Below are 19,881 nucleotides of genomic sequence, written 5' to 3' on the forward strand. Positions count from 1 at the left end.
TCTCACGTTTCTTTCTCTGAAATTTGCTTATTTTTCAATGGCTTTTCCGCTTCCGGCATATACACTGCAAATCCATTGGTATAACGCAAATCCACATAAGCAAGCGGCTTATCCTGATTCAAATGTGCGATGCTGTGGTGGTAAACTGAAACATATCGCTGCAACCTCTTTTCTATTTCATGCCTGCCCAACTCAAGAACCGTTCCCGTATTCAAATGTATGCGCCAGGCATGCCGGGAAGATAAATTGATCTCTGAGATCGACTGCTGCAATGGCGCAAGCGCTTTACTGAACTGCCGGTAACGCCGCGTGATTTCCTTTGAATTCGCCTCCATTGGCGCTGTGAATACTGGCATCTTTTCATCTAGCACGACACGAAAAACCTCTCCGTGGGAATTGACCAGCGCATGGCTGCCCCAGTGGGCCAACACCTGGTGCTCTTCCAGTCTGATGTTCAATGCTAACGGCCAGTCCCGTTCGACCTTGGCATCCCGCACCCAGGGCAAACGGGTAAACGCATCTCGTACCGCAATCAAATTGACTGACAAGAAATTGCCTTGAACATGACGCCGCACAATTGTTTCAATCTGTTCGCGGGTAATATGCTTAAGTTCGTCATGATCAGCATGCATTCCCTGAACATTCACGGTCTTCAAGGGTAAAAAACGCGGCAAACCATAGTGCTGCACAAGGGTATAAATAAGCACCGTTGCCGCCATCAAAAACAGCGCACCGGACACAAAATTTAACAAACGGCAGTTATCCCACATGCGACAAACTCAATATCTTGAGAACCAGTTCTTCAAAATCAATACCCGCAGCCTTTGCCGCCATCGGCACCAGGCTGTGACTTGTCATCCCAGGTGAAGTATTTGCTTCCAGAAAACAAAACCGGCCATCCTGGCTTAAAATAAGGTCAACCCGTCCCCATCCTTCGCATCCAAGCGTCTGATATGCCTGCAAAGCCTGAGCCTGTATCAGGCCGGTTTGATCATCCGGCAGTCCGCAGGGACAAAAATAGCGGGTTTTGTCGGAAAGATACTTGGCTTCATAATCATACAGCTCCCCGGTAACCTCTATCCTTACCAAGGGCAGCGGCGTATCGCCAAGTATTGCCGCCGTCAACTCGGTGCCCGCGATATATTCTTCTGCAAGCACCAGCGCGTCATGTTCTGCTGCCACGCGGTAAGCTTTTGCAATATCCTCCGCCCGGTCAACTTTACTCAAGCCGATGGTGGAGCCTTCGCGCACCGGTTTTATAATCAATGGCAACCCCAGCATTTGCGCAATTTTTTCAAAGTCGCTGTGCGCAGTTAACAAAGTACTGCGTGGAGAATCCACACCCGCCGCCCGCCATAACAATTTTGTACGCCATTTATCCATCGCCAACGCGCTGGCCATCACTCCGCTGCCGGTATAGGGTATGCGCATTAATTCCAGAGCGCCCTGAACCGTGCCATCTTCGCCGTAGCGTCCATGCAATGCGATATATACCCTGTCAAACTGTGCATCCGCTAATGCAGCCAGCGATTTTTTTCCCGGATCGAAAGGATGCGCATCGACGCCGCGTTGCCGCAACGCCTCAAGTACAGCCTGTCCACTCTGCAGCGAAATATCCCGCTCAGCGGAGCACCCTCCGAATAATACCGCCACTTTGCCAAAATCCTGTTCAACCACTATACGCTTCTCCCCGCCTCACCGATAACCCGGACTTCCTGAGTCAATACCACACCTTTTTCCTGCTCGACACGCGCTTTCACCATCATGATCAATGCTTCGATATCGGCAGCTGTTGCATGCCCCATATTGAGGATAAAATTTGCATGTCTGACTGAAACCATCGCGCCACCAATTTGTGCGCCTTTTAACCCACACGCCTCAATTAAGCGCGCGGCATGATCGCCGGGCGGATTTCTGAATACCGAACCCGCATTCGGCTTATTCAGTGGCTGGCTGTTCACGCGCAACGTTAACAGGCGTTTGATCTTTTCACGAGACTCAGCCTCATCGCCCGGCTTCAATCGTAAGTAACCGCCCGCAAACCATTCGAATTGATTACCGGATTTTGTTTTGGATTGGACGCTGCGGTAACCAATTGTGTAATTATCGGGCGAGCATTCAGAAATCTCCCCGCTGCGGCTAATTATTCGAACCCGTTCAACCAGTTCCCAGGCTTCCGAACCATAGCACCCCGCATTCATTGCCAATGCACCGCCGATTGTGCCGGGAATACCTGCCAGAAATTCTGCACCGGCAAGCCGATGCCTGGCCGAAAATCGCGCTACCTTGGCGCAGGCCACACCTGCACCGGCATAGACCAAACCGCCGGATTTATTACTGTCCAGCAACTGCAAATTGTCTAGCCGGGCATGGACCGCAATTACGGTTCCCGGCAGACCGCCGTCTCTTACCAGCAGATTACTGCCCAGTCCGACCAAATATGCCGGTTCGTCGATCGGCAGCTTTTGCAAGAATGCACTCAAATCTTCCAGACCGGCTGGCACATAATAACGGCGGGCTAAACCACCCACACGCCAGGAAGTATGTCGGCTCATCGGTTCATTGACCCGAATTTCGCCTTGTACGCCATATAAACTCGTTTCTCTAACATCCGTTATGTGGCAAGCTTTTTGTCTGTTCATTTGAAATATTGCGCGCATCAGCTACGCTTCCTTCAGACAGTTTACAACTTGATCATTCATTAATAATCATCAATTTCTGTTGCTTTTTTACAATTCCAGGCGCCACCTTGGATATTGACCCGGCCCCCATTACCAGCACCAGATCACCATCTTCAATCACACCCATAATGGCTGCAGTCAACTCTTCCACTGTTGTGGCGTAAATCGGTTCAACTTTCCCCTGGATACGCACCGATCTTGCCAGCGATTTACTATCTGCTGCGACTATCGGTTCTTCGCCAGCCGGAAAAACTTCTGCGAGTAACAATACATCTGCCTGAGAGAGCACCTTGACGAAATCCTCAAACAGATTGCGTGTGCGTGTATAGCGGTGCGGTTGAAACGCCAGAACAAGGCGCCGGCCGGGAAAGGCGCCGCGCGCTGCATCGATAGTCGCAGCCAGTTCGGCCGGGTGATGACCGTAGTCATCAACAAGCGCAAAACTTTGCCGCCTGGATAATCGAATCTCACCGTAATGCTGAAAACGTCGTTCAACACCTTTAAACACAGATAACGCCTTGACCATTGCCGCATCGGGCACGCCGATTTCATTCGCAACAGCAATCGCTGCCAGTGCATTTTGTATATTGTGCAGGCCCGGCAAATTCAATTTAACCGGCAATTTACGCGCTGAACCGTTCACGCCAATCAAGGCGGTAAAGTGCATTTGGCCGTAACGATGCTCTATATCAAGAGCCCGGACTTGCGCATCCTCAGCAAGTCCATAGGTAGTTATGGGCTTGGTAATGTCGGGCATGAGCGCACGCACATTGGCATCATCGATACACAACACCGCCATACCGTAAAAAGGCAGATGATGCATAAATTCAACAAAAGTCTGTTTCAGGTGGTTAAAATCATGCCCGTACGTTTCCATATGGTCTGCATCTATGTTGGTCACAACAGCAAGAACCGGTTGCAAATACAAAAATGACGCATCCGATTCGTCTGCCTCGACCACGATAAATTCACCACTGCCAAGCTTTGCATGGCAACCGGCGGCTTTCAGTCTGCCGCCAATTACAAATGTTGGATCCATATCCGCTTCAGCCAGAATACTGGCAACCAGACTGGTCGTCGTCGTTTTACCATGTGTCCCTGCTATCGCTATACCCCGCCGCAATCGCAACAATTCTGCCAGCATCAATGCACGCGGCACGACCGGAATATTTTTTTCATGCGCGGCAATCACTTCCGGGTTATCCGCCTTGACTGCAGTGGAAGTCACCACCACATCGGCACCGGCAATCTGCTGCGCCGCGTGCCCGGTATAAACCGTGACGCCAAGACTCTTGAGCCGCTGCGCCACCCAGTTATCGGACAAGTCGGAGCCGCTGATCTGATATTTCAGATTTAACAGCACTTCTGCGATACCGCTCATGCCGGAACCGCAGATACCGACGAAATGGATATGTTTAACTTTATGTTTCATGACGATACTCCGCCTGCCTGAATACAAATCTGTGCAACTTGCCGGGTTGCATCCGGCATAGCCCGTTTACGTGCGGCGACAGCCATCGCCAGCAGCTTTTCGCGTGTCAAATCACGCAGTATTGCCATCAGATTATCCGGGCTTAGGTCGGTCTGCGGCAGTAAAACCGCCGCTTGATGTTCACTCAAGAAACGTGCGTTACTTGTTTGATGATCATCCACTGCATACGGGTAAGGCACCAGTATGCTCGCCACACCCGCCGCAGCTAACTCAGCCACCGTCAATGCACCCGCCCGGCACAACACCAGATCGCAGCCAGCATAGTGCGCGGCCATATCATCAATAAACTCCATAATTTGCGCCGCCACATCGAGATCTGCGTAATTGGCGCGCAAACTACCCAGGTTGTTTTCACCGGCTTGATGAACAACCGCCGGCCGGTGATTTTCAGGCATCAGCTTCAACGCCTGCGGCACAACCGCGTTCAAAACCTGCGCACCGCGACTGCCGCCAACCACCAACAGCCTGAGCGCGCCGCTGCGCCCGGCAAAACGCTTCTCGGGCGCTTCCAACCGGGCAATTTCCGCGCGCACCGGATTTCCGACAACGGTTACCTTAGCCTTGTCTGCTTTGATTGCTTCAGGAAAACCCAACAACACCCTGTCAGCCAGTTTTGCCAGCACCCTATTGGTCAGACCCGGCACAGAATTTTGCTCATGAACAATAAGCGGCCTGTTTAGCAGCGAAGCCATCATACCACCCGGAAATGCAGGATAACCGCCCATACCCAGCACCACATCGGGCCGCACCCTGCGCAATATTCTCAAACTTTGCATCAGTGCACGGAGCAATCGGATTGGCAGAATCATCCATGTCATCACATTCTTTCCCCGCAGGCCTGAAAAATCAATTGTTTCAATTTCACAGTCATGTTGTACTACCCACCTATTCTCCATGCCTGTTTTAGTACCCAGCCAAACCACCCGCCAGCCGGCCGATTTAAGATGGTCTGCAACGGCCAGTCCAGGAAAAACATGTCCCCCGGTTCCTCCGGCCATAATCAAAATTGTCTGTACCATCTTTCACCTTTGATTTTGTGCTGCGGGCTGTCCGGCCCCATCGTTGCGCCGCGCAACCGTTGCCGGTTTTCCCAGTCAATCCGCATTAATATAGCCAGCGCAAAACACACAGCTGTAATGCTGCTGCCGCCAAAACTCATCAACGGCAGCGTCAGCCCTTTGGTCGGCAAAACACCCATATTAACGCCCATGTTAATAATGGCCTGCATGCCAATCCACAAACCGATACCCTGGGCTACAAGTGCGGCAAAATGACATTCCAGTCTGGCGGCCTGGCGCCCGATCGCAAAAGCGCGGGTTACTAAAACCGCAAACAGCACAATCACAACCGCCACACCGGAAAAGCCAAGTTCTTCAGCCAGCACAGCCAGCAAAAAATCGGTGTGCGCTTCTGGCAGGTAGAATAATTTCTCCACACTGCCGCCCAGCCCTACGCCGAACCATTCACCCCTGCCAAAAGCGATCAATGCATGACTGAGCTGATAGCCTTTACCGAGTGGGTCTGCCCAGGGATCCATAAATCCGATAATGCGTTCCAGGCGGTAGCTGGCCACATAAATCAATATCAGCATGCCTGCTGCTGCCAAACCCAAAAGCCCGGCAAATATTTTTATACTGATGCCACCCAGAAACAAGATACCGATTGTTAACGCTGCAATTACAACGGCAGCACCAAAGTCAGGCTGCCGCAACAGCAAAAATCCAACGATGACAACCGTTGTCAGCAACGGCAAAAAGCCCTTATAAAAACGGTTCATATCGGCCGCCTTGCGCACAACATAATCGGCCGCATAAATAACCATAAACAGCTTCATGACTTCAGAAGGCTGCAAATTCACCAGGTACAGGGAAATCCATCGCTGGCTGCCGTTGACTTCACGTCCGATGCCGGGCACCAGCACCAGCACCAGCAGCAACACGCCAGCGAGCAACATAAAAATGGCATACTTTTGCCAGATATAAACAGGTATTTGAAAAGCCGCAACACCGAGCAATATGCCAAGCGTCAAATAAATCACATGACGTACTAAATAATGCCCGGATTGATCCGCACCAAACTGCGCTTCGGCAATCGCCGCAGACGCAGAATAAACCATTATTAACCCGATACTCAGCAAAAACAGAACAGACCAGATCAATGCCTGGTCAAACTCAGGTATCCCGTAAGACTGCGCATGGCTTGCCCGGTAGGTCATCGTTAGCGCCTCTTCTCTGCCGAGCCGCACATCTTTGCCTCAAGGGCCCTGACCGCAGCAACAAACACTCGCGCGCGGTGCATATAATTTCTGAACATGTCATAACTTGCGCATGCCGGTGACAACAAAACCACATCATGCCTCTGCGCCAGTAAAAAACTTTTCTGTACGGCCTCCTGCATGGTTGTGGCAAACAGAACCGGAACTCCGCCGCCATCTATGGCCTTGGCTATCTTATCTGCATCACGGCCTATCAAAACGACTGCGCGCACATGCCTGGCAACGGCATCCTGCAGTGGTGAAAAATCCTGACCCTTGCCGTCGCCGCCCGCTATTAAAACCACCCTCGGTTGCAAACCATTGAGTGCAGCCACCGTTGCGCCGACATTGGTGCTTTTTGAATCATCAATAAACGTCACGTCGCCAAGTACCGTCACTTTCTCCATCCGATGCGGCAACCCCTTGAACTCCCGCAACGCGGATACCAAAGCATCAGCGGGCACTTGCAGTGCGCGGCATAATGCCAGCGCAGCCAAAGCATTGGCAGCATTATGCATACCGTTCACGCCCAGATCGGAAGTTTTCATAAGCAGCATATCACCTTCGGCCAGCCAGACATCGTCATGGCTGTGCACGAGACCGAAATCCATCGGTGTTTCCGGTTTGTTTAATCCAAAAGTCAGCTGCGCTTTCTCCACCGCCGCCATTGCCATTGACCCCACATCGTCCCGATTAAGCACCTGTACGCCCGCACCATGGGTTTCATGCTTAAAGATTCCGGCCTTTGCCATGACATAGTCCTGCATGCACGAATATCGATCCAGATGATCTTCGCTCAGATTCAGCACAGTCGCTGCATCCGCATTGAGAAACGCTGTCAGTTCCAGCTGAAAACTGGAAATTTCGAGTACCCATACTTGGGGAAGATCGCCACTGTCAAGCCGCCGCATCAATGTGCCGAGCACCGCGGGTCCGATATTCCCCGCCACTTCCACATCAAATCCCGCCTTTTTCAGCATGGCGCCCACCATCGCCGTTACCGTTGTTTTTCCATTTGTGCCTGTAATCGCAATGATTCTGTAATCTGCAGTCCCAAGCGCCAGCGCCCATTGAAATAATGTCATATCGCCCACAACCGGTACACCACGTGCAATTGCCTGTTGAATATGCGGCTCCGCCATCGGCACACCGGGGCTCATGGCAATCAGTTCAATATCGTCGAAAATCCTGTCGTCGAACGCACCTTTACAAATTTCGACTTTCGGCCGCAGGCTTTCCAGGGCTGCTGTATTAGGCGGGCTAGCGCGACTGTCGGCCACGCGTACACTGGCGCTTTGGCGTGCCAGCCATTTCGCAATCGATAATCCTGTTTCACCCATACCCAGCACTAACACATGTTTTCCTTTCAAATTCATCGCAGTTTCAATGTCGACAAACCCACCAGCACCAGAATAATGGTAATAATCCAGAACCTCACGACAACCTGATTTTCCTTCCATCCTTGTAATTCAAAGTGGTGATGCAACGGTGCCATTCGAAACACACGCCTTCCTGTCAATTTAAATGAGGTCACCTGCAACATGACCGAAAGTGCCTCCATTACAAACACGCCACCCATAATAACCAATACGATTTCCTGGCGAACAATCACGGTAATCACGCCAAGCGCGGCACCCAGTGAAAGAGCGCCCACATCACCCATAAAAACTTCTGCCGGATATGTGTTAAACCAAAGGAAAGCCAGTCCGGCGCCCGCTAATGCGCCGCAAAAAACCGATAATTCGCCAGCATTCGGGATATAAGGAATACCCAGATAGTTTGCAAAAACAACATGACCAGCTACATACGCAAAAATTGCCAGCGCACCGCCAATCATGACCGTCGGCATAATTGCCAGACCATCCAGTCCGTCTGTCAGATTTACCGCATTACTGGTGCCGACAATAACCAGATAAGTCAGCACAACAAAGCCCGTCACGCCCAGCGGAATCGAAATTTCCTTGAAGAACGGGACTATCATATTAGTCTGCGCGGGCAGTTCAGCTGTCAGCGCCAGATATAACGCCACAACGAGTGCGATTACCGACTGCCAAAAAAATTTTTTACCGGCAGACAGACCCTTTGGATTCCGGTAGACAACCTTGCGATAATCATCTATCCAGCCGATGATGCCAAAACCCAGCGTGGTCAAAAGCACCACCCAGATATAACGATTGCTTAAATCAGCCCATAACAAAGTAGTCAAAACAATTGAAACCAGGATCAAGGCACCGCCCATCGTCGGCGTCCCCGCTTTGATCAAATGCGTTTGCGGCCCGTCATCACGTACCGATTGACCGATTTTATAGGCAGTGAGCTTGCGGATCATGACCGGCCCGATCAAAAACGAAATGGCAAGCGCTGTCAGCGCCGCCAGCATAGTACGCAAGGTAATGTAACTAAAAACATTAAATGCACGAATATCCTGGGCCAGCCATTGCGAAAACTCTAGCAGCATTGCGATTTCTCCAGTCGCACCATTTCGGCCCGCATAATCATTATTAATCCGTATCTTTTTCTGTCTTTTTCATGTTTGCCTGTCAGCAATTCAAACAACACCTGTTTCGCCCCCGGCATTGGAAACTTCCAGCCGCCTGATTACTTGCTCCATATGCATAAAACGCGAACCTTTGACCAGCATTGTTACATCCGCATCCAGCAATTCTGTTGCGCAATCCAACAGCACATCCATATCGGTGAAATGCCGGGCATTGCATCCAAATGCCTCGCTTGCATATCTGCTCAGCTCGCCAAGCGTCAAAAGTTTGTCCAGTCTGGCGCGCCGCGCTTCTTCACCGATTGTCCGGTGCAAATCGATCGAAGACCTGCCCAGCTCGCCCATATCACCGAGCACCAGAATTTTTTTGCCCTTTGCAGCCGACAGTACTGCAAGCGCTGCACGCACTGATTCAGGGTTGGCGTTATAACTGTCATCAATGAGCACGGCGTTATTGTATCCACGCTTTATTTGCAGCCTTCCCCGCACACCTTTAAAACACTGCAATCCAGCCGCAATCGTTTTTTTATCAATATCGACTGCTACCGCTGCAGCTGCAGCTGCCAACGCATTGCGAATATTGTGTACGCCGGGCACGTGCAAATTAACATCGATTTCGCCATCCGGAAGTTGTAATAACAGTTTGCTGCCACAGATATCCGTCTGATATTCCGCAAAGACCTGCGCGTGCTTGCTCTGTTTATCAATGCCAAAATCGACAACTTGGCGTCCATCAGCGAGCGTGCGCCATAATGATACGTACGGATCGTCCGCATTGATTACAGCGGTCCCATTTGCACTAAGACCGGCAAAAATTTCGCCTTTGGCCTGCGCAACCGCTTCAACCGAGCCCAACCCCTGCAAATGAGCAAGGCCGGCATTGGTTATGACAGCCACATCGGGTTTTGCCAATTCAGTCAGATAAGCAATTTCACCCATATGATTCATACCCATTTCGATCACAGCAAATTGATGCGAGTCGCGCATACGCAACAGCATGAGCGGCATGCCGATATCATTATTCAGATTTCCCTCTGTTGCCAGTACAGACTGCGCCACCACTGAATTCCTCGATGCATTTTTCACACCGGCCGTGGATTGATACAGTATTGCTGCAAGCATATCTTTCACTGTCGTCTTACCGTTACTTCCTGTTACCGCAATAACCGGCATTGAAAACTGTGCACGCCAGTAAGCCCCCAGCTGCCCGAGCCCCAAACGTGTATTGTTGACAAAAATGACCGGTATTTCGGCAGACAACGTATCTGTATCCGCCTTCAAACCAACCATGGCCGCTGCCGCCCCATTATCATGCGCATCTTGTACAAACCGGCATCCTTCAAATCGCTCGCCCGTCAAGGCAACAAAAAGATCGCCTTGCCGCAAGGTTCTGCTATCCGTGCTCACCCCTGTAAATCGGGCATTTTCGCCCTGCCAGCGCGCATGCAGAACTTGAGCGGCTTCCTGCAACAGCATCATGCCCGCCCTCTTTTTCTAGTCGACAAATCATGTAACACCTGCTGCACAATTGCCGCATCGCTCAACGGAAATTTCTGTCCTTTAATCTCCTGATAAGTCTCATGCCCCTTGCCGGCGACCAGAACGACATCGCCCGCAGCAGCGCTGCTGATTGACTGGTATATTGCCAATTCGCGGTTTACCTCCGTCTGATAATTTGCCTGGCTTGCGCCGGCAACGATGTCATCTATGATTGCACCTGGATCTTCGTTACGTGGATTATCGCTGGTAAAAATGACTTCATCCGCATACCGTGTCGCCACTTCACCAATCAGCTTGCGCTTGCCTTGATCTCTGTCTCCGCCACACCCCAGCACACAATGCAAGCGACCTGTTTTACGGATTGTTTTTTTCAAAGTACGGGAATGCTGCAGCATTTCACGCAGCGTTATCAGCACTTTTTCCAGCGCATCCGGCGTATGCGCATAATCCACAATGATTACAGGCCGCCCATTACCGCCGTACTTTTCCATTCGTCCCGCAACTGGCTTTATGGTTTGCAACGCATTTACTGCATCCGGGAATGCCACACCGCTTGCAAGCAACGCCGCGGCCACTGCCAATAAATTGACCGCATTGAATTTTCCCACTAAACCAGCTTTTAACCTGTCACGATTCCCCTGGTATTCAATATCAAACGCAAGACCCTGCAGATCAAATTTCAGATTCGAACCGTACACCATGCCGCATTGCTGAGAAACCGTTTTGACAACGTCTTTTTTGAAACTGTATCCAAGTATCTGTGTAGGCTGTTGTGCAAGTTGTTGCAGCAACTCGACCCCCAGCACATCATCCAGATTGAGCACCGCATATTTTAACTTCGGCCAGAAAAACATACGCGCCTTGGTTGCGGCATAGGCATCCATATCTTTGTGATAATCCAAATGATCGCGTGACAGATTTGTTAACACTGCAACAGACAATGCCGTGCCATTGATTCGCCCCTGCTCGATCCCGTGCGATGAAACCTCTACGGCCACATTCTGGGCACCGCACTGTAAAAAACGCGCCAGATACTTTTGTAATAACACTGGATCTGGAGTTGTATTTGCTGTTGTTTCCAGCGTATCAATAAAACCGTTACCCAGCGTTCCGATCACAGCAGTTTTTTTCCGCAATGCATTCATTGCCTGTGCATACCAGTGGCTGCAAGATGTCTTGCCGTTTGTTCCGGTAAACCCGATCACCCGCAATTGACTGGATGGATGACCATACACATGATCGGCAATCAATCCGGCTTTTTCCTTCAGGTTTGCAACGGCTAATGACGGCACCTGCCACCGGGGATTCCAGGAAAATCCATAGGCGTCCCATATAACTGCATTGGCACCCGCCGATATCGCCTGCGCAATCATTTTGCGCGCATCAATCCGTTCACCCGGATAAGCCAGAAATGTATCACCTGGTCGAACGCGCCGGCTATCGGTAGCAAGATTTTTTACGGGCACACCGAGCTTCTCCAGTTGATGAACGTCAAACGATTTATTCATAGCACCAACCATCGGCGGCATCACCCCTTTTGGTCCTCCGTTAACGCTGCCGGAAACCACACCATGTCAGTTGCCGATGCGTCGTGCGGCACATTCAAGATGCGTAACGCCTCGGCCATTACCCGACTGAATACCGGCGCGGCCACTTCACCGCCAAAATACTTTCCTGCGGAAGGCTCATCCAGCATCACAGCGATGATCACACGCGGATTTGAAACGGGCGCATATCCCACAAATGAAGAAATGTATCGGTCTTTAGCATATTTTCCGTCTACAAGTTTATGCGCTGTTCCCGTCTTGCCGGCTACACGGTACCCGTTTACCCGGGCAAGCGGTGCTGTACCAGCAGCCTGCGTGGCCATTTCAAGCATCCGGCCGACTGCCAGCGCTGTCTTGCTTGAAATAACACGCTGCGCCATCACCGGAAACTCTTGCTTCTCCAATGTAACCGGCTTAAGCTCACCGCCGGTGGTAAAAATTGTATAGGCGCGCGCCAACTGCATCAACGAGACTGAAATACCGTGACCAAACGACATAGTTGCCTGCTCGACCGGCCGCCATCGGTTATAAGGACGCAACAGACCATTTGCTTCTCCTGGGTAACCAGTACCAACAGGCAGCCCAAAACCAGTATTGCTGTAAATCTCCCATAACGTCTGCGGCGGCAATGACAAGGCTATCTTGACCATACCGACATTGCTGGAAACCTGAATAACTTCCGCAACCGACAATACGCCCTTATCACGCACGTCACGTATAACGGAGCGGCCGACTTTGAAGGTGCCGGGGGAAGTCTGAAACCGGGTGTTTGGATTCACGTGGCCGGCTTCAATTGCTACCGCGACAGGAAAAGGCTTCAGTGTCGAACCAGGTTCAAACGTATCAATCAGTGCGCGGTTACGAATTCTTTCGCTATTGATACTTGACCGCGAATTTGGGTTGTAAACCGGAAAATTTGTCAAAGCAAGCACTTCGCCTGTCTGCGCATCCAGCGCGACAATACTGCCTGCTTTGGCCTTATGCACCGCAACAGCTTTTTTCAATTCGCGATGCGCAATATGCTGAATCCGTCTATCCAGCGACAAGATAACATCCTGCCCCGGTTTCGGCGCGCGGATATTTTCCACGTCTTCTATTATTCGCCCTTTATTATCCTTGAGCACGCGGCGGCTGCCCATCTCTCCTGCGAGCACCGCATTCCATCCCCGCTCAACACCTTCCTGACCCTGATCGTTGATATCTGTAAACCCCACAACGTGCGCCGCGCCTTCTCCCTCGGGATAATACCGTTTAAATTCTGTTTCAAACGCAATGCCCGGGATACGCAATGCATGGATACGCTCAGCGATCTCCGGCACAATCTGGCGTTTAAGATAGACAAAACGACTCTGTTCACGATTAATCCGCCGCTCGATTTCCGCTTCATCCATTGCCAGCAGTTCGGATAATTCCTTCAATTGTGCAGGGGTTATGGTTATTGCTTGCGGATCGGCATACACAGAAGCAACCGGTGAGCTGATAGCCAGTATCTCGCCATTCCGGTCAGTGATCATACCCCGGTCCGCGCTCATTTCGACGATCCGGCTATAACGCGCTTCCCCTTTCTGCTGCAAAAAATCATTTTGCAGGCCCTGCAGATAGGCTGCACGCATCAACAGGCCAATCAGCCCCAGAATCAGTAGAGCCAGAACCATTCTGGCACGCCCTGCAGGCATTTTTATCTGTACTGTTGCATGTTGATTAATAGGACTTAGCATTATCAAGCACCACCCATCGCGACTCATCCGCTTTTTTTGCCGAAATGATCTGGACAGAATTTGCGGATGGAATCTCCATATTCAGTTGCTCCCTTGCAGCATACTCAATTTGCCTGCGCGCGATTAGCGTGCTTTGCTCCAACTGCAATTTCCCCCATTCAATTTGCAGTTTTCGCGCTGTTTTTCTTTCATTTTCCCAGGCCATATTCAGTTTGCGCGCTTCATGCTGTATTGTCACCACGCCCAGTGCGCATATCACCAGCAATGCAATCAGAATTAAATTAAACCTAAACAAAATCATGTTTCCGCTTCACACAATACACGTTCAGCCACGCGCATCACTGCACTACGGGACCGGCTGTTTGCTGCAATTTCATGCTGCTTTGGACGTATCGCTTTTCCGACCACTTTAAACTGCCGCCAGTTAAATCGCTGCAACTCTGTCCGGCGCAATGGTATGTTGCGCGGCACCCTATCAACTCCAGCACACTCACGCATAAAACGCTTGACCATTCTGTCTTCCAGCGAATGAAAACTGATTACAACCAAACGCCCGCCAACATTCAGCAGACCCGCACTCTGCTGCAATGCTAACGACAATTCCTCAAGCTCCTGATTGATAGCGATCCGTATCGCCTGAAAAGTGCGCGTCGCCGGACTCTGCCGGCCCTCCCGCCTGCGCTCACGTGAGCGGACGGCCGCAGTAACAATCCTGGCAAGTTGCAATGTGGTAACAATAGACTGCCGCGCTCTTGCCACAACAATCGCTCTTGCAATCGACCGAGCATACCGTTCTTCGCCATATTCTCTAATCACCTTCTCTAATTCTGTTTCAGAAACTGTTTCAATCCATTGCGCAGCCGTTATTCCCCTGCTGACGTCCATCCGCATATCCAGCGGACCATCCGCGCGCAGACTGAAACCCCTACCAGCATCCAATTGTGGCGAAGACATTCCCAGATCCAGCAAAATCCCGTCCACCTTTGGCGGCGCATTCATTTCACACAATATCTCCCGCATGCGCGAGAATGCAGCATGCCTGATTTCAAACCCGGGGCCAGCGCTTGCCGAACTTTCCCGCATCATCTGCCTGCCTGCCGCCACAGCTGCCTGATCCCTGTCTATGGCAATCAGCCGGCCGGACCGACCCAAACGCGATAAGATCAAGCGGCTGTGACCGCCTCTCCCGTAAGTCCCGTCAACATAGATGCCATCCGGTTTGACCGCCAGCGCATCCACTGCTTCATGCAGAAGAACTGTAATATGCTCTGACAAATCTTCACCGCCATATCACAAAGAGAACCCATCCAACTCGGGCGGCATATCATCCTCACAAAAAGATAACGCCTCCTCTATCTGCAGATCCCACTGCCGCTCATCCCATAGTTCAAATTTTTCCCCCTGCCCAACCAGAACAACGTCTTTAGACAAGCCGGCGTAACGGCGCAGCGGCTGTGAAATCAGAATACGACCGGCACTATCTATTTCCACGTCACAGGCGCTTCCGATCAGCAAGCGTTGCAAACCGCGCACCTTAGAATTAAAACTGGACAATTCACTTAATTTTTTCTCAATTGGTTCCCACGCAGGCTGAGGATAGACTAACAGGCACTTCGACGGATCGGCGGTCACGACCAAATGTCCGGAACATTTGGAACCCAGTTCATTGCGATACCTTGCAGGTATCGCAATCCTGCCTTTTGTATCCAAACTGAGCTGCGTAACACCTCGAAACATCTCGCCCTCCGATTGTTACTAGAAAAGTTAATTTGAGCTACTTTCACCCACTATTAACCACAATTTCACAGTTATTCCCACTTTAATAAAAAAAATTCAACACGTCAAGAAAAAATAAAGATATTTTTATTTATATGACAAAGACTTAATGCAGGAAGGTTTTGAACACAAACCTCAAAGGAGATTTGATCAAAAAACAGAAGGGTTAACTGAGCTTTGCTTGCAGCAATCAATATTTGCCCACGCCAAAACGTGGCGATCGTGATTTGGCATCAACTTACAGCTAACAGATCCAGAATCGAGAAAAATAGACAAACGATTCTCTGGCGTTTCAAAATCGTTTGGGCAGTAACTTAGGCGTCGTTTATAAATAACTGTAACACTTATTTATTCGCGGCTCCTTAGGGGGTGTCGTCATGTGTTATGTGCAATTCTGTTTGTGTTCCGGACAAAAGAATCAGGTTTTGTGCCGCAGGACATGCCAGAGCATATCCAAGGCGCGAAAACGACGATAATTTTGTTGTCACCGTTTGTCGCTTTCATTTCAATATTGCCTGGAGGGCAGATTTTTCCGCAAGAATTTCTTTTCCATAACGCCAGCCACATTCAACAGCATTGAAAACGGACATAACCAGACTGAATGGAAATAAATGGGCAGTCACATCACACCGAATTTGCAACGGCCGCAATTACTGGCGAACTATACCTTGAACAGTAATCTAATGAATGCTACATTCACCAGATTCCAATTGATAAGAATCAAGCATTTTATTATTTGAAGATATATTTACTTACCATGGCATGGCATGGTACCGTGTTTGTTGATTCAAAAATCCATATCCTTTTTAATGCGGAAGAGTCCTGTTTATCTTGTCATCATAGCTTTGATTGTTGCCTTACTGGGTAACAGTTTTGGTATATCGTTCAAGAGGGAGGTCTTTACTCATGAGCTTGATCATATTCGTCAAGCACTCTCGCCCAACCCGGAACTGCACCTGCAGGCTCACCAAAACAATGTACCCACTGACGGTAAAGGACTGGATGAAGCAACGCATTTATGCCTTCATGCGGCCGGTCAATATCAACCCTTTTATTTCATCCACATATCCATACCCTGTTTACCGGCAAGCAATGAAAAGCTCACTGTATACATCCCTTTAGTCTTGCCCGACTCAGTGCCCGAATCACCCTACCATCCACCGCGAAAAACTGTCTGACAGGTTCCTGGAAAACATTCTCAGGCTTGCGGACGCACAGTAAGCAGCCAATCGAGCGTCTGTAAATTCCATACAGTATTCACTGATTTTGGATCTTTACATAAGTCCTTTGGCATAACCCAAGCCGTTTTTCAACGATCTATACTTCACTCATCAAAATTTTATAAATTGATACAAAATCGATTTTGTATCAATTTACTCGAAATGTTTGTTCCATTTCGCGCAAGAAGAATCTCTCAAGGATTCATGCATGAAGCTAAACGGATTACTAGCAGGTTTAATATTTCATCGCCATTCATTCGGATTATCAGCACTATTAGTATTCAGCCTGGGTTTTGCTGCTGTCTCCATAGCTGAAAACGGAGCACCGGTCGCTTTTGAGCCAAATGACGAGAAAACAAGCGACGCTTATCAGCCACCGACAGAAGAAAAAAAGCTTACGTTACGCAATGCAGTACAATTAGCACTGGAACATAATCCAGAGCTAGCCGCATTTGCAAAAGAGGCACTTGCATTACAAGGCCTGACACTGCAGGCAGGATTGTTACCCAACCCAGTCATTCAGTATGACGGCGAGGATGTCAGCTCCCGCTCACACGGTCCAGCTGCGCGATTTGATTCGCTTCGCATAATTCAACTGTTCGAAACCGGCGGCAAACGTTCTGCGCGCACGCGAGCCGCTTTGCTGGGACAGGAAAGTGCCGAGCAGGACTATGCAGCGAGGCGGCTGGATTTAATCGCCCGGGTTGCCAATGTATATCTGGATGTGTTAGCGGGTCAGGAACGCTCGAAGCTTGCTCTAGCCAGCCAGGAACTCGCGCAAAAGGTAGCTGATACAGCGTCAAAACGTGTCATAGCAGGCAAAGCGCCGCCGATCGAAGAAACACGGGCTCAAGTTGCGCTCGCAACTGCGAATATCGAAGTCGAGCAGGCCCAACGCAACCTGATTTCATTTCGCAGGCAACTTACTCTACTGTGGGGAGATCCAGCCCCTACTTTTACGAGCGCCTTGGGTGAATTGGAAACATTTGTAGTTATTCCTGAGTTAAATGCTCTTGAAGCGCGCTTACGGCAAAACCCGCTCGCGCTTCGCAGCCTTAAGAATCTCGAGCAACAAAGGGCATTACATACACTTGAAAAAGCGCGGCGCATACCTGATGTCACGCTAAATGTCGGTATCAGACGCTATGGATGGGACATTTCGAATGACACCACGGCACTGGTCGGTCTTTCAATACCGTTACCGCTGTTTGACCGGAACCAGGGCAATCTGATGGCTGCTCAGCAGCGCGTCAACCGTGCGGTGGATGATCAAGCTGCTATGGAGTTGCAGCTGAGAACGCTGCTCACCCAGGCATATGAATCACTTATCGCAGCAGACACCCAAATCAGCATGCTGCGCGACGAAATTCTTCCCGGTGCACGGGAGACATTCCGAATGGCAAACCGCGGCTACGAATTAGGCAGATTCGGTTTTTTGGAATTGCTCGACGCCCAGCGCACTCTGTTTCAAAATCAAACGCTTTATCTTCAGGCATTATCCAACTACCAGCGATTGATCAATGAAGTAGAACGCCTGACCGCCGCACCCATGGAGCCTGCTAACCAAAAGCCACAAAAATAGATTTAAACAGTGGCGTACAGGAATCTTCTGATTTATTGAAGAATCAAGGAGCATAGTGTGAACAAAACCAATCTCAAGCCGATTATCATCGTAATCGTTGTCGGCATCATACTCGGAACAGTTATCCTTAATATGGAAAAAACAACCGTTTCAGAGGAAGCCGATCCTGACAGTGTGTCAAGCGCATCAACGGAATCAAATCAAGAGGAAGCGACCGGCCCCAAAGGTGGCAGGATTTTCACCACGGATGATTTCAGCGTAGAAGTCACTATTTATGAAAGAGGCGTTGAACCACAATTTCGTGTTTATCTTTATGAAAAGAACAAGCCAATACCACCGGGTGAAGCCAGAGTTGTTATTACTCTGTCTCGACTGGGTCGCTCAGCCCAATTATTTTCCTTCAAACCGGTTGGCGATTACTTGCTCGGAGATGGGATTGTAGAAGAACCCCATTCATTTGAAGCTGCAATAGCCGCAGAATGGAAAAATAAGGTATATCACTGGGGCTACAGTCAAATTGAAGCCCGCATTGAAATGAACGACGAAACCCTGACCAAAACAGGGATCGAAATTAAAACGGCAGGCCCAGCCGTCATTCGCCCCAAACTTCAATTACCTGGTATTGTCACCTTTAACAAACTCAATATTGTTCCAGTTGTTCCGCGCGCTACCGGCATTGCTATTGAGGTTCCTCGCGACCTTGGTGAAAAAGTTGAAAAAGGTGATGTTTTGGCGATTTTCCAGAGTCAGTTGCTGGCTGATCTACGCAGTCAGTACCTTGCCGCAGATAAACGGCTTGCATTGGCAAATGTAAATTATCAACGCGAAAAGCAACTCTGGGAAGAAAAAATAACTGCCAAGCAGGAGTATCTGACAACACAGCAATTACTCAGCGAAGCAGAAATTGCGCTCGATCTCGCCGCAGCAAGACTACGCGCCATTGGCGAAGAACCCGATGCGGTAAAACAACTAAAAAACCTGACACATTACGAGATTAGATCACCGATTGCAGGTTTGATAACAGGCAAAGCCATTGCCCGCGGTCAGGTTTTTAGAGAACACGATCCAATCTTTACTGTCGTTGACACTTCCACCATGTACGCTGATTTGACCGTATATCCAAAGGATCTGGCTACGGTAAAAATCGGCCAACAAGCTACTATCAAATCTACAGCGGCGAAAATAGAAGGTACCGGTGAAATTACATTTATCACTGCGATGGTTGACCCGCAAACCCGCACTGCAATGGCGCGCATCATCCTGAACAATCAGGATGGGTTGTGGCGTGACGGCATGTTTGTCAATGGTTTCATCAGTACCGAGGAAATTGAAGTGCCGGTAGCTGTCAGCATGGATGCATTGCAGACGCTTTTTGACTGGACAGTCGTTTTTGGTCGCTATGACGATTATTTCGAAGCACGTCCACTCAAATTGGGCCGTAATGATGGTGAAATGATCGAAGTGCTTGAAGGACTGCAGTCCGGCGAGCATTACGCCGCAGGCAACAGTTTTGCAATCAAGGCTGAGTTAGGAAAGTCCGGTGCTGAGCATGACCATTAGCAAGCAGTGAGAATGGCACATTTCGATAAATACTCAGGCCGAATGACAGGGAAT

General features: G+C 49.9%; 17 protein-coding genes. 3 read left to right on the top strand and 14 right to left on the bottom strand.

Translation table 11 applies throughout. The annotated features are described in order from the left end of the window. Positions 1-2: 2 nt before the first annotated feature. The 14 genes from BMY60_RS07915 to mraZ all read right to left on the bottom strand — a co-directional run bounded on the left by BMY60_RS07915 (position 3) and on the right by mraZ (position 15,426). The gene (locus BMY60_RS07915) at positions 3-770 is read right to left on the bottom strand and encodes a cell division protein FtsQ/DivIB (protein ID WP_090332721.1); all 768 of its coding nucleotides are present in this window, start codon (positions 768-770) and stop codon (positions 3-5) included. Continuing rightward, positions 760-1,677: a D-alanine--D-alanine ligase gene (locus tag BMY60_RS07920; protein WP_090332722.1), complete on the bottom strand. Its 918-nt coding sequence runs from the start codon at positions 1,675-1,677 to the stop codon at positions 760-762. The genes BMY60_RS07915 and BMY60_RS07920 overlap by 11 nt, the downstream gene beginning before the upstream one ends. Continuing rightward, on the bottom strand, positions 1,677-2,642 hold the full coding sequence (murB, locus tag BMY60_RS07925) for a UDP-N-acetylmuramate dehydrogenase (protein WP_090332749.1): 966 nt from the start codon (positions 2,640-2,642) through the stop codon (positions 1,677-1,679). Before murB ends, BMY60_RS07920 begins: the two co-directional genes overlap by 1 nt. A 52-nt stretch (positions 2,643-2,694) precedes the next feature. Then, a complete protein-coding gene (gene murC, locus BMY60_RS07930) occupies positions 2,695-4,113 on the bottom strand; it encodes a UDP-N-acetylmuramate--L-alanine ligase (RefSeq protein ID WP_090332723.1) in 1,419 nt (472 codons plus the stop codon). After that, the gene (murG, locus tag BMY60_RS07935; protein ID WP_090332724.1) at positions 4,110-5,192 is read right to left on the bottom strand and encodes an undecaprenyldiphospho-muramoylpentapeptide beta-N-acetylglucosaminyltransferase; all 1,083 of its coding nucleotides are present in this window, start codon (positions 5,190-5,192) and stop codon (positions 4,110-4,112) included. The genes murC and murG overlap by 4 nt, the downstream gene beginning before the upstream one ends. Beyond that, positions 5,174-6,388, bottom strand: coding sequence for a putative lipid II flippase FtsW (ftsW, locus tag BMY60_RS07940; protein ID WP_090332725.1), 1,215 nt, complete (start codon positions 6,386-6,388; stop codon positions 5,174-5,176). The genes murG and ftsW overlap by 19 nt, the downstream gene beginning before the upstream one ends. Before the next feature lie 2 nt (positions 6,389-6,390). Further along, a complete protein-coding gene (murD, locus tag BMY60_RS07945; RefSeq protein ID WP_090332726.1) occupies positions 6,391-7,803 on the bottom strand; it encodes a UDP-N-acetylmuramoyl-L-alanine--D-glutamate ligase in 1,413 nt (470 codons plus the stop codon). Then, positions 7,800-8,885, bottom strand: a complete 1,086-nt coding sequence (gene mraY / locus BMY60_RS07950) for a phospho-N-acetylmuramoyl-pentapeptide-transferase (protein ID WP_090332727.1) — start codon at positions 8,883-8,885, stop codon at positions 7,800-7,802. Before mraY ends, murD begins: the two co-directional genes overlap by 4 nt. Before the next feature lie 90 nt (positions 8,886-8,975). Then, positions 8,976-10,403 (bottom strand): UDP-N-acetylmuramoyl-tripeptide--D-alanyl-D-alanine ligase, encoded by a 1,428-nt coding sequence (murF, locus tag BMY60_RS07955; protein ID WP_090332728.1) that lies wholly within the window; start codon positions 10,401-10,403, stop codon positions 8,976-8,978. Continuing rightward, a complete protein-coding gene (locus BMY60_RS07960) occupies positions 10,400-11,932 on the bottom strand; it encodes a UDP-N-acetylmuramoyl-L-alanyl-D-glutamate--2,6-diaminopimelate ligase (RefSeq protein ID WP_090332751.1) in 1,533 nt (510 codons plus the stop codon). Before BMY60_RS07960 ends, murF begins: the two co-directional genes overlap by 4 nt. 20 nt (positions 11,933-11,952) lie before the next feature. Continuing rightward, positions 11,953-13,647 carry a peptidoglycan D,D-transpeptidase FtsI family protein gene (locus BMY60_RS07965; RefSeq protein WP_256250760.1) on the bottom strand — a complete coding sequence of 565 codons (1,695 nt, stop codon included), beginning with the start codon at positions 13,645-13,647 and terminating at the stop codon, positions 11,953-11,955. A 25-nt stretch (positions 13,648-13,672) separates the two neighbouring features. Then, entirely contained in the window at positions 13,673-13,990 is a 318-nt protein-coding gene (ftsL, locus tag BMY60_RS07970) for a cell division protein FtsL (RefSeq protein WP_256250761.1), read from the bottom strand. Further along, the gene (gene rsmH, locus BMY60_RS07975; RefSeq protein ID WP_090332730.1) at positions 13,987-14,964 is read right to left on the bottom strand and encodes a 16S rRNA (cytosine(1402)-N(4))-methyltransferase RsmH; all 978 of its coding nucleotides are present in this window, start codon (positions 14,962-14,964) and stop codon (positions 13,987-13,989) included. Before rsmH ends, ftsL begins: the two co-directional genes overlap by 4 nt. 15 nt (positions 14,965-14,979) lie before the next feature. Next, complete coding sequence (mraZ, locus tag BMY60_RS07980) at positions 14,980-15,426, bottom strand: division/cell wall cluster transcriptional repressor MraZ (protein ID WP_090332731.1); 447 nt, start codon at positions 15,424-15,426, stop codon at positions 14,980-14,982. An 848-nt stretch (positions 15,427-16,274) separates the two neighbouring features. Here mraZ and BMY60_RS07990 point away from each other — a divergent pair. The 3 genes from BMY60_RS07990 (at position 16,275) to BMY60_RS08000 (ending at position 19,827) form a co-directional block, all read left to right on the top strand. Further along, complete coding sequence (locus BMY60_RS07990; RefSeq protein WP_090332754.1) at positions 16,275-16,643, top strand: hypothetical protein; 369 nt, start codon at positions 16,275-16,277, stop codon at positions 16,641-16,643. Between the two features lie 250 nt (positions 16,644-16,893). Next, positions 16,894-18,267 (top strand): TolC family protein, encoded by a 1,374-nt coding sequence (locus tag BMY60_RS07995; protein WP_090332734.1) that lies wholly within the window; start codon positions 16,894-16,896, stop codon positions 18,265-18,267. 57 nt (positions 18,268-18,324) lie between these two features. After that, the gene (locus BMY60_RS08000) at positions 18,325-19,827 is read left to right on the top strand and encodes an efflux RND transporter periplasmic adaptor subunit (RefSeq protein ID WP_256250762.1); all 1,503 of its coding nucleotides are present in this window, start codon (positions 18,325-18,327) and stop codon (positions 19,825-19,827) included. The last annotated feature ends 54 nt before the right edge of the window (positions 19,828-19,881 follow it).

This window comes from Nitrosomonas sp. Nm51 (assembly GCF_900111165.1).
Lineage (GTDB): Bacteria > Pseudomonadota > Gammaproteobacteria > Burkholderiales > Nitrosomonadaceae > Nitrosomonas.